The following is a 13,521-nucleotide window of genomic DNA, read 5'->3' as shown; positions in this document are numbered from 1 at the left end:
CAACCTATTGTATAAAAATTAACGGAAGTGCAATACCTGATGTACTATCTGTGCTATCCGTACATGTTGAAAAAAAAGTAAACCGAATCCCAATTGCCAAAATAGTAATTCTGGATGGAGAGCCCAATACTGGAACATTTGATGCTAGCTCATCAGCTACATTTCTGCCTGGTGCCACAATTAGTATTGAAGCAGGATATGATTCAAAAAATGAATTGATTTTTAATGGAATAATTACAAGCCAATCGATTCGCATTGACAATATAGTGGGTTCAGCATTAGAAGTTGAATGTCGAGATCCTGCAGTTAAAATGATTGTGGGGCGAAAAAGCACTACCTACAACAATAAAAAAGACAGTGAAATTATTTCAAATATTATAGAAAACTATCCCGAATTGTCTGCTGATGTAACGGCTACAAATACAATTTGGCCCGAACAGGTTCAATATTATGTAACCGATTGGGACTATATTTTGGCTCTTGCCGAAGCAAATGGATTAATTGTAACAACAATAAACGGGAAAGTTGCTGTTAATACACCAGACAGCAATACCTCATCTGTTTTGAAAGTTACTTATGGGGATGGCTTGATGGAATTTAATGCAAAACTGAATTCCATTACTCAACTTGAAAATGTAACTTCTAATTCTTGGGATTTTAAAAATCAAGCAATACTAAATGGTCAAGCGACTCCAAATGAAGCTGGAGCCGGCAATCTATCTACAAAAAAACTTTCTGAAGTCATTGGTCTTTCTGCCTATCAATTACAAACCTCGGCACCATTAGAAACCAAGGATTTAAACAATTGGTCCAAAGCACAAATTGTAAAAAACGAATATTCTAAAATAATGGGTGAAGCCAAATTTCAAGGTACGAGTTTAATTGACCCAGGAAAATGTATGACTTTTGATGGGCTTGGAGATCGTTTTAATGGCGATTACCTCATCTCTGGCGTGATTCATGAACTATCAGAAGGCAATTGGCTTTCGACAGTAAATCTTGGTCTTTCTCCCAATTGGTTTACAGAAGAACCCGATGTGATGGCACCACCAGCATCTGGCCTTTTGCCTGGAGCTCGAGGCCTTTTGAACGGAATAGTCAAACAACTATTTGGCGATCCTGATTCTCAATATAGAATTCTCGTAGATGTTCCCGTATTTGATGCAAACGGAGCGGGTATCTGGGCTAGACTTTCCAATTTTTATTCCACTAGTGGAGCTGGAGCCTTTTTTTTACCAGAAGTGGGCGACGAAGTGATTCTTGGTTTTTTAAATGAAGATCCCCGTTTTCCTGTGATTTTGGGAAGCTTGTACAGTAATTCGAAAATAAAACCTTTTACTGGATTAGAACCCAATGAAAAAAATTCAATAAAAGCCATCGTTTCCAAATCTGGAATTTCAATTGAATTTGATGATGAAAATAAAATTTGGACAGTGGCTACACCCAGTAAAAACACCATAATTATTAGTGACAAAGACAAACAAATTACTATTAACCTGAACTCGATTAATAATTTAGGTTGAAAACATTGCACAAAAAGGCAAAATTTAGTATATTTAAATCTCTGACAATTAAATATTTAACTAAATTCTACCTTATGATTTGTTTCGATAAAATTACTGATATTTTCTCTATTGTTGATGAGTTTTGTAAAGATTTTGACAAAACAACACAACCTTTTCTGTTAGGAAAGCCTTCCAAGCGTCCTTCAATTATGTCAAAATCTGAAGTAATTACAATTTATTTGCTTTTTCATTTGAGCGGTTTTCGTTGTTTCAAGCACTATTATATTTTTTATGTTCAAAAGCATATGCAAGATGAGTTTCCAAACACAGTTTCTTATAATCGTTTTTTAGAACTGATGCAAAGTGTTCTTTTACCAATGACTATTTTTGCAAAAACTTGTTGTTTAGGCAATTGCACCGGAATTTCATTTGTAGACTCAACACCAATAAGAATTTGTAAAAACAAAAGAATCAGTAGAAATAAAGTGTTCAAAGGCACTGCGACTACAGGAAAATCTACAATGGGTTGGTTTCATGGGTTTAAGCTCCATATAATTATTAATGACAAAGGAGAATTATTAAGCTTTGCTGTAACTCAAGCTAATGTTGATGATAGAGAACCACTGAAAAATGAGGGTTTTTTGAATGCTGTATTTGGAAAGTTATTTGGCGATAAGGGGTATATAAGCGAAAAACTCTCCCAATTATTATTTGTTGATGGAATCCAATTAATTACAAGTATTCGCAATAATATGAAAAATAATTTGATGGAAATGAGTGATAAAATTTTACTTCGTAAACGTTCAATAATCGAAACAGTTAACGATGAACTTAAAAATATTTGCCAAGTTGAACATTCTAGACATCGCTCATTTACTAACTTTCTATCAAATCTTATTGCTGGAATTATTGCTTATAACTTTCTACCAAAAAAACCTTCGTTGAAATATGAAACAGTTAAAACTAACCAATTAGCGGTGTTTTATTAATCGAGTTCAGGTTATTAAGGATCAAAACCAAAATAGCATCGTAATGTCCAGTAGCGGCATCGATATGTCGAGTCCAAAAAGCATAAACATTTCAGCTCAGGAAAAAGTAACCATCAAAGGAACTCAAGGGATTGAAATTGAATCCAATGGCGGTGATGTTGAAACAAAAGGGTTGAATATAAAAGAATCAGCAGCTATGCAATACGCCGCTCATGGTGAACAAATGGCGGAAGTATCAGGAGGAATGGAATTAACGCTGAAAGGCGCAATGGTAATGATAAACTAGACAATATGCCAGCAGCAGCAAGACTTACAGATTTTCACGAATGCCCAATGGTAACTCCAGGCTTACCTCCTATTCCGCATGTCGGTGGTCCAATCGTTGGCCCAGGAGAACCAACCGTATTAATAGCTGGATTACCCGCCGCAAGAGTTGGTGATATGCTAGTTTGTGTTGGCCCACCAGATTCAATTGTTAAAGGATCGGCAACAGTAATGATTGGCGGAATGCCAGCAGCAAGAATAGGTGATCAAACAGCACACGGTGGATCAATACTATTGGGAGCTTTTAACGTAATGATTGGAGGATAAAAATTTTAACCATCATTAATAACAACAGAGTTCCATAGCATTTTATAAAACTTAGTACCATATAAATCATACCCAAATAAAATACAACTTACTAATAATCAAATATTTAAAACATTTTTATTAATTTTATATTCCTAATAAAACAAAATAAATAAAAATGGAAACCAAAAAGATAATCACCGTATTTGGTGCTACAGGAGCACAAGGTGGAGGATTGGCCAGAGCAATTTTGGCCGATACAAATAGTGAATTTACAGTAAGAGTGGTGACAAGAGATTTTAATTCTGAAAAAGCTAAATCGTTTATTGAATTAGGGGCTGAAGTTGTCGAAGCTAATATTGATGATATACAAAGTATTAAAAATGCTCTAAAAGGCGCTTATGGTGCTTATTTTGTTACGTTTTTCTGGGAACATTTCTCGGTAGACAAAGAACTACAAGAAGTGCGAAATTTTATTGAAGCGGCAAGAGAATCCCATCTTAAACATATCATTTGGTCAACATTGGAAGACACCCGAAACTGGATGAAATTAGACGATGACAGAATGCCTACTTTACAGGAAAAATACAAAGTTCCTCACTTTGATGGAAAAGGAGAAGCCGATCATTTTTTTAGAGAGGCCGATTTGCCTACTACTTTTTTAAGAACTTCTTTTTATTGGGATAATTTCATCCATTTTGGTATGGGTCCTCAAAAAGGTGAAGACGGGAATTACTATATTGCTTTCCCAATGGATGACAAAAAGCTAGCGGGAATTGCTGCGGAAGATATTGGTAAATCTGCTTATGGAATTTTCAAAAAGGGAAATGAATTAATTGGAAAAACGATCGGTATTGCTGGAGAAAAATTAAGCGGATATGAAATGGCTGAAAAACTCTCAAATGCATTGAACATACATGTCCTTTTTAATCCTGTAAGTCCCGAAGTATATCGCAATTTTGGATTTCCAGGAGCTGATGATTTGGGAAATATGTTTCAGTTTAAAAGAGATTTTAATGATGATTTTAATGGAGCACGGAATGAAATTTTTGCAAAAGAATTGAACCCTGAACTTCAAAACTTTGATGCATGGCTTACCAATAATACTTCAAAAATTCCTATAGATTAACCCGTTAGGTGAAATTATTTTTTACCACATAGAAACATAGAATTTATAATTTTTAAAAGAAAGAAATAGACGTTTTACTATTCACATAGCTATTCTATGTGAGAAATAGTGATATTTCTATTTATTCTTAGCCTATTTAGCATTAATCTATGATTCTATGTGGTTAAATTTTTATTTTATTTGAATTTCACCAAACGGGTTATAGATTAACTTTGAAAAACAGACCAACAAAAATTGGGGGCAGTTCGTTTCATAATCACATATCTTTTTTCTTTCTTAGATTGAATAACTCAGCAAATTCTAGGCAACTGCTCCCCAATAAGTGGACTCACCACTCTTTTTCCTCCAAAAGAACTCTCTAGAATGATTTTGGCTTTTTCATCGTTGGTAACAACTCCAATTACGGATGGTTTTTGGCCCATACTTTCTAAAATTTGTATAATTTCAGTTTCAAAACCTTTGCTTGCAATGCACACAAATACTCCTTCATTGGCAACGTAAAGTGGGTCTAATCCTAAAATTTCGCAAGCGCTTTTTACTTGCTTATCAACACTAATAGCATCGTCTTTCAAAAGCATTCCAAGTTTGCTTTCGGTGGTAATTTCATGTAAAACAGAGGCCAATCCTCCACGTGTGGCGTCTCTAAGAAAATGGATTTCATTACCACAATTGTCCATTAATGTTTCTACAAACTTGTTCAGGTTACTGGTATCACTGAGGATTTCACTTTCAAATTGCAGCCCTTCCCTTTCAGACATAATCGCCATTCCATGAGAAGCTATCGGCATATTGATGATAATAGAATCCCCTGCTTGGATTCTTTTAATACTAATATTTGCATTTTTATGCAAAACTCCAACCCCTGCAGTATTGATGTAGATTTTATCTCCTTTGCCTCTCTCAACCACTTTTGTGTCGCCAGTAACAATTGAGACTCCTGCTTTGTCGGCAGTTTCTCTGATTGACTTTATAATTGCTGTGAACTCATCCATTCCAAAACCTTCTTCAATAATAAATGCCAAGGAAAGGTATTTTGGAATTGCGCCACACATGGACAAATCGTTTACGGTACCATTTACCGCCAATTCGCCTATATTTCCTCCTTTAAAAAATATCGGATGCACGACATAACTATCGGTTGTAAAAGCCAATTTGCCTTGTATATCAAGGAAAGCACCATCATGTCGCACATTTAATATTGGATTATCCAAATACTTAAAAATTACTTCATTTAGCAATCTAGTAGTGTGCTCTCCCCCGCTTCCGTGATGTAAATTGATTTTTTCCTGAGATTCTTGCATTGTACTAAAATTAAATTTCTTCGCCCATTTGTTTCAGAACTTCCATGGTGATTTTGGCTTCTTCTTCATTTATGATTGCAATGGCAGCTCCAACATGAACTAACAAATAATCTCCTATCTTGGCTTCGGGAACCAATGTCAAATTTACTTCTTTCACAACACCATCAAAGGAGACACTTCCTATTCTGAAAGTTTCGTCAATTTCTTGTGTTATTTTTTCTAATTTACCAGGAATTGCTAGGCACATATCTTTAGTTTATTATTGATTTTTTTAAAAAGTCATACCAACCTTCTAAACCTTCTCCTGTATAAGCTGAAACTTCAAAAAAGGTAAGATGAGGATTTACCTGTTTGGCATAATTTTTCAATTTTTCGATATCAAATTTCAAATAAGGAAGTAAATCAATTTTGTTAATGATGCATATTTGAGAACCATAAAACATATCTGGATATTTAATCGGTTTGTCTTCCCCTTCGGTAACCGAAATAATTACCGCTCGAGTATTTTCTCCTAAATCAAACATAGATGGACATACTAAATTTCCAACATTTTCAATCATCAAAATCGAATGATCCACTGGAGCTAATTCTTTGACGGCTTTTGAAATCATATCACTATCCAAATGACAACCTTTACCTGTATTGATTTGTATTACGGGAACTTCAAGTGCAGCGATTCTATCGGCATCATTGGTAGTTTGCTGATCACCTTCAATTACGGAGAAAACTATTTCTTTTTTCAGATCAGCAATGGTTCTTTCCAAAAGAGAGGTCTTTCCAGAACCAGGGGAACTTACCAAATTTATAGAAAAAATATTTTTAGCATCAAAATAGCCTCTGTTTCGCTCCGCCAATAAATCATTTTTATGTAAAATTTCTTTTTCTAAATCAATTTCTTTGGTTTCATAATGAAGATGCACATGATCGTGATCGTGATCATGCGTATGTTCATGATCATGAGTATGTTCGTGATCATGCCCATGATTATGCTCATGCGAATGAACGTGAGAAGTCTGTGCCTTTTTATTGTTTACGTCTATAATTTTCACCTGGTTATCATCAGGATTACACCCACAAGTTACACACATATCCATTATCTATTTGAGATTACTAATTTATTGATTTTAAATTCTTTTCCCGAAATAATACTTTTAAAGGGACTATTGCATTTGGTACAAGAATCATATATTTTTTCTAAATGATATTCAAAATCGCAATCCAAGCATTTGGCTTTTCCTTCGGGTTGAGTAATGGTGACTTTTGAATCTTGCAAAACCGTTCCTTTCGTTGCCAATTCCCAAATAAAATTTAAAGAAGCTATTTCTATCCCGGAAAGCTTACCAATTTCTAAAAAAATTTCCAAAACTCTTTCGTTTTTATCTGTAATTTCTTTTTCGGATGTTTTTATAATGGATGTCACAACAGACAGCTCGTGCATAATTACGATATTTTAGCATTACCTACAAAATAACTACAAATATAGCATCAAAAATATGATAATTATCATAAATCAACATACGAAAACGTTGTATATTTGTTTGATTTACAATTTATTAACAAATAAATTAAATGTTATGAGTCAAGAAATTAAAAAAAACGAAACCTATTATGAAAGTATTCAGAGACAGGGATACAACCGAAGGGATTTTTTAAAATTTGTGGCCTTCATTGGTGCTTATATGGGAGTAGAATCTTCTACATTAGGACAAATTGCAAAATCCTTATCGACTAAACCAAGACTCCCTGTAATATGGGAACACTTTCAGGAATGTACGTGCTGTAGCGAATCGTTTATACGCTCAGACCACCCTATCGTGGCGGATATTATTTTAGATAAAATTTCTCTTGACTATACCTTAACATTAATGGCCGCATCGGGACATCAAGCAGAAGCTGCCAAAAAAGCAACCATGGAGAAATATAAAGGAGAATATATCCTTTGTGTCGAAGGATCAATTCCTTTGGGTGACGACGGTAATTATTGTTGTATTGGTGGAAGAAGTGCGGTAGAAATTTTAAAAGAAGCTGCTGCTGGAGCAAAAGCAATTATTGCATGGGGAAGTTGTGCAACATCTGGCTGCGTTCAAGCTGCTAAACCAAATCCAACTGGTGCTGTATCCATTGATAAAATTATAACAGATAAACCGATAATCAATGTACCTGGTTGCCCTCCAATAGGTGAAGTTATGGCTGGTATTATTGTACACGTTGTCACTTTTGACAGACTTCCAGAACTTGATGACGCAGGAAGACCAAAAGCTTTCTATTCCAAAAGAGTACATGACAGCTGCTATAGAAGACCTTATTTTGATGCCGGCTTATTTGTAGAAAATTTCGATGACGAGAATGCAAAAAAAGGCTATTGCTTATACAAAGTGGGTTGCAAAGGACCAACTACCTATAATGCCTGTGGCAACATCAAATGGAACGGAGGCGTAAGTTACCCTATACAATCGGGTCACGGATGTCTTGGTTGTAGCGCCAAAGGATTCTGGGATGCAGGAAGTTTCTATTCGAGAGATTTAGCAATGGGAGGTGCAATTGAAGCCGATGCCGATACAATTGGAAAAGTAGCTTTGGGTGCCGTAGTTGGTGGCGCTTTGATACATGGAACCATTTCTAATATTGCGAAAAGGAAAGAATTAGAAAGAAGAATTAAAGACGGAATAGACGTTGAATCAAACATTGAAGATTAACAAACCAAAAATAGAACAAAATGGCAGAAAGAATCGTAGTCGACCCAATCACCAGAATTGAAGGACATTTAAGAGCCGAAGTAGAAATCTCAGATGGAACTATACAAGAAGCTTTTGTTTCTTCAACAATGGTAAGAGGTCTTGAAAATATAGTAAAAGGAAGAAATCCAAAAGATGTTTGGGCATTTGTGCAAAGAACTTGTGGTGTTTGTACCGCAGTTCATGCCACAGCATCGGTTAGAGCTGTTGAAGATGCTTTAGGAGTAAAGGTACCGCCAAATGCAGAAATGGTTCGAAACATCATGCTTGGGTCATTATACATACACGATCACGTTGTTCACTTTTACCATCTTCATGCTTTTGATTGGGTGGATGTGGTAAGTGGCTTAAGTGCTGATCCTGTAAAAACGTCACAATTGGCTCAAAGCATTTCAAATTGGCCCAAAAGTTCCCCAGGTTATTTCTCGGATTTGCAAAAAAGACTGAAAAAATTTGTTGCAAGTGGTCAATTGGGAATCTTTGCTAATGGCTATTGGGGGCATCCCCAAATGAAACTCCCGCCAGAAGCAAATCTTATGGCAACAGCCCATTATCTTGAAGCTTTGGAATGGCAAAAAGAGATTGTAAAAGTTCATGCTATTTTTGGAGGTAAAAATCCTCATCCTAACTTTTTAGTGGGAGGAATGGCCTGCGCTATCAACCTTGACGATGCCAGTGGACTCAATGCGGAGCGATTGGCTATGGTTGAAAAATTACTAATTCAAGGAAAAAATTTCGTGGAGCAAGTTTACATTCCAGATGTATTGGCAATTGCGGGTTTCTACAAAGATTGGGGAGCCATTGGTGGATTCCACAATTTTATGAGTTTTGGCGATTTTCCAATGCAAGGATACAACAACACCAATACCAATACTTTCAAATTCCCATCGGGTGTAATTCTAAATAAAGATTTAACAAAAGTTCATAATCTTGATTTAAGGGATTTAAAAACCGTTGAAGAATATGTAAATAATTCATGGTACGATTATGAAGGCGATGGAAATGCAGGTCTTCATCCTTGGAAAGGTGAAACCAAAATCAATTACTCCGGACCAAAACCACCCTATACCCATTTGGATGTAGACAAAAAATACAGTTTCATTAAAACGCCAAGATGGAAAGGCCATGCCATGGAAGTAGGCCCTTTGGCGAGAACGCTAATTGGTTATGCATCGGGAAGACCTGAATACAAAGAAATTGTTGACGCAACACTGTCTAAACTTCAAGTGCCTGCAGCAGCTCTTTTCTCCACATTAGGAAGAACAGCCGCTAGAGCTTTGGAAACACAATTAGTCGCCAATTGGAATTTGGAATTCTTTAATACTTTGATAAGCAACATCAAAAATGGGGATACTAGAATGTCCAATATGGAAAAATGGGAAACTTCTACTTGGCCATCCGAAGCAAAAGGAGTTGGATTGGTTGAAGCTCCAAGAGGTGCATTAAGCCATTGGATCGTAATCAAAGATGGGAAAACAGACAATTACCAACAAGTGGTTCCATCTACTTGGAATGCCTCTCCTCGAGATCCAAAAGGACAAAGATCGCCTTACGAAAGTGCTTTATTAAACACTCCTGTTGCTAATCCGGAGCTCCCATTAGAAATCATCCGAACGCTTCATTCTTTCGACCCATGTATTGCTTGTGCGGTGCATTTGTATGACGAAAAAGGAGACATCATCAAAGAAGTAAATGATATTTCTGTCTGTAGTAAATAAAAACCTCAAAAAATCTTTATTATGACAGTACAAGATTATAAAAGAGCCTACGTTTGGCAACTTCCAGTTAGGGTATTTCATTGGGGTAATGCCATTGCAATAGTGGTATTAATTATTACAGGGTTACTAATTGCGCATCCTCCTGGAATCATTTCCTCCAAAGAAGCATCGGCTCAATTTTGGTTTGGATACATCCGAAAAATTCATTTTATGAGTGCTTATATAATGTTTGCTTTATTAATAATGAGAGTCTATTGGGCTTTTGTTGGAAATAAATATTCCAATTGGAAAGTATTTTTCCCTTTTAATAAAAATAGAGCTGCTAGTTTTTGGCACACTATCAAACATGATATTTTTCTTTTGAATGAAGAAGTTCATAACGACAAAAATGTGCATACGGGACATAATGATGTTGCGGCTGCGTCCTACCTTGTCATGTTTTTTATGGCATTGATAATGGTCTTTACGGGTTTTGGATTGTATGCCGATAATGCGACATGGTTTCTTCCTCGATTATTCAAATGGGTTCCCGAATTTATGGGAGGTGACACAAATACAAGAGTAATTCATCATGCTACGATGTGGACCTTCATATTATTCTCGGCTGTTCACATCTATTTGGTATTATTCCACGATTGGTTGGAAGGACGAGGAGAATCATCGGCTATGGTAAGTGGTTATAAATTTGTTCGATCCGAAAGAACCAAAAAAGAAATTGAAGAAGAAATTGAAGAAGAAAAAAAACAATTATGAGAGATGAATTATTTCCGCATAAATTGGATGAATTCCATAACAATAATAATGAAATCCTAATTCTAGGAATAGGCAATTATTTAATGGGAGATGAAGGTGTAGGTGTTCATTTTGTAAATAATTTGGATGCATCCGAATATCCCGAAAACATTACAATCATTGATGGAGGAACAGGCGGATTCTTGCTGGTTCCTTATCTAGAAAGCCATCCCATTGCCATTATTGTTGATGCCACCATGGACGGAAAAGAAGCAGGAACCGTAACGCTTTTGAAACCTAAATTTTCAAATGATTTTCCATTAGCGCTAAGCGGACATAATTTCGGATTGAAAGACATGGTCGAAATTCTGACGTTGTTTGACAGAATGCCCGAAATTTACCTGTACACAGTCTCAATTGATTGCATGGACCCAATGGTTACGGAGCTTTCGCCAAAAGTGAAAGAGGCATTGAACGTAGTAAAAACTAAAGTGCTACTGCTATTAAATGAATTAAAAACAAAAAATAACCTTTTAATTGAACACTAATATTTCTGCTATTTACATTTCCGGAAGAGTTCAGGGAGTAGGCTTCAGACCTTTTATATATAATTTGGCAACAAAATATAATATAAAAGGTTTTGTTACTAATAATGAATTTGGGGTTTTTATACTTGCCAATGCAGATCCAAACGATATTGATACGTTCTACAAACAAATATCAATTCAGAAACCAATTGGTGCCAAGATAAGTTCAATTCGAATAGAAGAAATAGTTTCTAATGAAACCTATTCTTCTTTTTTTATAAAACCAACAGAACCCAACTTAGAAATCGATTTGCCACTCACTCCAGATTTTGCAATTTGCCACAATTGTTCTAAGGAAATGCTGGACACCAAAAACCGAAGATATCATTACCCTTTTACGACCTGCACTCAATGTGGACCAAGATATACCATAACAAAAAAATTTCCATTTGAAAGGGAAAACACAGCAATGCATGATTTTAGAATGTGTCCTGAGTGTGACAATGAATATAAAAATAACCTCTATACGCGATTTCATTCACAGACAAATTCGTGTCCAAATTGTGGTATTACGCTAGAAATGAGTACAAATACGGGAGAAATTCTATCGAAAGAAAATACCGAAATATTTAAAATCATTAGCAAAAAACTAGAACTAGGTAAAATTATTGCTCTAAAAAACACCGCTGGCTATTTGTTAATTTGTGATGCAACCAATGAAAAAGCGGTGCAGGAATTACGAATTAGAAAAAAAAGAGTTTCAAAACCGTTTGCCGTTTTGTTCAAAGACACTGAAACCATAAAAAAATACCTAAACACAAATAAAATAGAAGAAGACGAATTGAAATCAGTGGAAGCTCCAATTGTGATTTTAACATTAAAAAACGGGTTGGATTTGGCTCTAAATGAAATTGCTCCCAATCTAGAAACCATTGGTGCTTTGCTTCCAAATTCAGGTACTTTAAAGTTAGTAACCGAAAATTTCGAGAAACCAATTATAGCAACAAGCGGGAATTTTCATGGCTCGCCTATTTGTTCAACAAAAATAGAAGCAATAGAATCATTGCGAAATATAGCTGATTATTTTCTCCATAATTCACTTGAAATACAACATGCACAAGATGATTCGGTGGTGAAATTTTCTGAAAAATATTCGAAAAAAATAATTTTACGTCGTTCACGTGGTTTTGCGCCAAATGTCATGAATTTTAAAACACCAAATAGCAATCAAAAAATACTGTGTTTGGGAGGAGACTTAAAAAACACAATTACAGTTTTGCCCAATAATAATTGTTACGTCAGTGAATACATTGGTGATTTGGCTAACTATGATACCTTTTTGAAGTTTGAAAAAACAATCGAAAATTATTTCGAAATATTCAATTTTAGGCCAGAGGTAATATTGATAGATAAGCATCCAAAATATGAAAGTTCAAGACATTCTAAAACATTCATAAATTCAAAAAACAACATTCATTTTCAAGATGTTCAGCATCACAAAGCACATTTTTCGGCCCTACTTGGAGAGAAAAATTTATGGGATTCACCCGACAAAATAATGGGTATCATTTGGGATGGAACTGGCTATGGCACAGAAAATGAAATTTGGGGAGGAGAATTTTTCACTTACCAAAACAAAAAAATGGAAAGAATTGGACATTTAGATTACTTCCCTTGGATTTTAGGTGATAAAATGTCCAAAAATCCAAAGATTTCAGCGTTATCTATTTCGGAAGCGAATCCTGTTTTAAAGAAATATTTTGACAACAACGAATGGAATGTCTATTCTAGAAGTATCCAGAATTCTGAAATTAAAACGTCTTCCATGGGGCGATTATTCGATGCAGTGAGTTTTATTTTAGGTTTTAAAAAAGCTGTAAGTTATGAAGGGGAAGCTTCACTGTTTTTGGAGAAAATAGCACAAAAACAATTTTCTAAAAACAAAAATGCTGTAGTGGATTATCTTGAAAATATTGAATTCTTAAATAATTGCATCCCCACCAAACTCCTTTTCGATAGAATAATATCAGAAAATAATAAAAAAACAGAAGCTGCAGAGATTGCATTAAATTTTCATTACACCTTGATAAAGTCAATTGAGAAAATTGCCATTCAAAATAATTGTAATATATTAGCTTTCAGCGGAGGAGTATTTCAAAACGCACTACTTATTGATTTACTTTGGACCTATTTATCCAAAGATTTTTGCCTACACATACATGAAACTATTTCACCCAATGATGAAAATATTTCTTTTGGCCAATTAAATTATTATCTAAATATAAAAAACTAAGCTAACCTTTTTAGACTAAAAA

The 13,521-nt window shown here is 35.1% G+C and carries 14 protein-coding genes; 10 read left to right on the top strand and 4 right to left on the bottom strand.

The window, feature by feature from the left end; all coding sequences use genetic code 11:
* Positions 1-50: 50 nt before the first annotated feature.
* The 5 genes from vgrG to OZP06_RS15260 all read left to right on the top strand — a co-directional run bounded on the left by vgrG (position 51) and on the right by OZP06_RS15260 (position 4,193).
* On the top strand, positions 51-1,523 hold the full coding sequence (gene vgrG, locus OZP06_RS15280) for a type VI secretion system tip protein VgrG (RefSeq protein ID WP_281323937.1): 1,473 nt from the start codon (positions 51-53) through the stop codon (positions 1,521-1,523).
* A 74-nt stretch (positions 1,524-1,597) separates the two neighbouring features.
* Positions 1,598-2,494 carry an IS982 family transposase gene (locus tag OZP06_RS15275; RefSeq protein ID WP_281323936.1) on the top strand — a complete coding sequence of 299 codons (897 nt, stop codon included), beginning with the start codon at positions 1,598-1,600 and terminating at the stop codon, positions 2,492-2,494.
* A gap of 43 nt (positions 2,495-2,537) precedes the next feature.
* Positions 2,538-2,780, top strand: a complete 243-nt coding sequence (locus OZP06_RS15270; protein WP_269222627.1) for a hypothetical protein — start codon at positions 2,538-2,540, stop codon at positions 2,778-2,780.
* Between the two features lie 5 nt (positions 2,781-2,785).
* Positions 2,786-3,085 carry a PAAR domain-containing protein gene (locus OZP06_RS15265; protein ID WP_269222626.1) on the top strand — a complete coding sequence of 100 codons (300 nt, stop codon included), beginning with the start codon at positions 2,786-2,788 and terminating at the stop codon, positions 3,083-3,085.
* Positions 3,086-3,242: 157 nt separating this feature from the next.
* A complete protein-coding gene (locus OZP06_RS15260; protein ID WP_269222625.1) occupies positions 3,243-4,193 on the top strand; it encodes an NmrA/HSCARG family protein in 951 nt (316 codons plus the stop codon).
* 290 nt (positions 4,194-4,483) lie between these two features.
* Here OZP06_RS15260 and hypE read toward each other — a convergent pair whose 3' ends face one another.
* From hypE to OZP06_RS15240, 4 genes are read right to left on the bottom strand one after another with little or no spacing between them, the layout of a single operon-like run.
* Positions 4,484-5,494 carry a hydrogenase expression/formation protein HypE gene (hypE, locus tag OZP06_RS15255; protein ID WP_281323935.1) on the bottom strand — a complete coding sequence of 337 codons (1,011 nt, stop codon included), beginning with the start codon at positions 5,492-5,494 and terminating at the stop codon, positions 4,484-4,486.
* Positions 5,495-5,504: 10 nt separating this feature from the next.
* Positions 5,505-5,741, bottom strand: coding sequence for a HypC/HybG/HupF family hydrogenase formation chaperone (locus OZP06_RS15250; protein WP_269222623.1), 237 nt, complete (start codon positions 5,739-5,741; stop codon positions 5,505-5,507).
* Positions 5,742-5,745: 4 nt separating this feature from the next.
* On the bottom strand, positions 5,746-6,582 hold the full coding sequence (gene hypB / locus OZP06_RS15245; RefSeq protein ID WP_281323934.1) for a hydrogenase nickel incorporation protein HypB: 837 nt from the start codon (positions 6,580-6,582) through the stop codon (positions 5,746-5,748).
* Positions 6,583-6,587: 5 nt separating this feature from the next.
* Positions 6,588-6,932 carry a hydrogenase maturation nickel metallochaperone HypA gene (locus OZP06_RS15240; RefSeq protein ID WP_269222620.1) on the bottom strand — a complete coding sequence of 115 codons (345 nt, stop codon included), beginning with the start codon at positions 6,930-6,932 and terminating at the stop codon, positions 6,588-6,590.
* Positions 6,933-7,068: 136 nt separating this feature from the next.
* Here OZP06_RS15240 and OZP06_RS15235 point away from each other — a divergent pair, with 136 nt between their 5' ends.
* From OZP06_RS15235 to hypF, 5 genes are read left to right on the top strand one after another with little or no spacing between them, the layout of a single operon-like run.
* Positions 7,069-8,190: a hydrogenase small subunit gene (locus OZP06_RS15235; RefSeq protein WP_281239887.1), complete on the top strand. Its 1,122-nt coding sequence runs from the start codon at positions 7,069-7,071 to the stop codon at positions 8,188-8,190.
* Between the two features lie 20 nt (positions 8,191-8,210).
* Positions 8,211-9,947, top strand: coding sequence for a nickel-dependent hydrogenase large subunit (locus tag OZP06_RS15230; RefSeq protein WP_269222618.1), 1,737 nt, complete (start codon positions 8,211-8,213; stop codon positions 9,945-9,947).
* A 21-nt stretch (positions 9,948-9,968) separates the two neighbouring features.
* Entirely contained in the window at positions 9,969-10,700 is a 732-nt protein-coding gene (gene cybH / locus OZP06_RS15225) for a Ni/Fe-hydrogenase, b-type cytochrome subunit (RefSeq protein WP_281323933.1), read from the top strand.
* Entirely contained in the window at positions 10,697-11,227 is a 531-nt protein-coding gene (locus tag OZP06_RS15220; RefSeq protein WP_269222616.1) for a hydrogenase maturation protease, read from the top strand. Before cybH ends, OZP06_RS15220 begins: the two co-directional genes overlap by 4 nt.
* Positions 11,217-13,499, top strand: a complete 2,283-nt coding sequence (hypF, locus tag OZP06_RS15215; RefSeq protein WP_281323932.1) for a carbamoyltransferase HypF — start codon at positions 11,217-11,219, stop codon at positions 13,497-13,499. The genes OZP06_RS15220 and hypF overlap by 11 nt, the downstream gene beginning before the upstream one ends.
* Positions 13,500-13,521: the final 22 nt, after the last annotated feature.

The sequence above is a fragment of the Flavobacterium sp. IMCC34518 genome (assembly GCF_027111095.2).
In the GTDB taxonomy this organism is placed as follows: Bacteria; Bacteroidota; Bacteroidia; order Flavobacteriales; family Flavobacteriaceae; genus Flavobacterium; species Flavobacterium praedii.
Note: the sequence above shows the minus strand (reverse complement) of the source record. Positions and strands in the feature narration are given on the sequence as shown.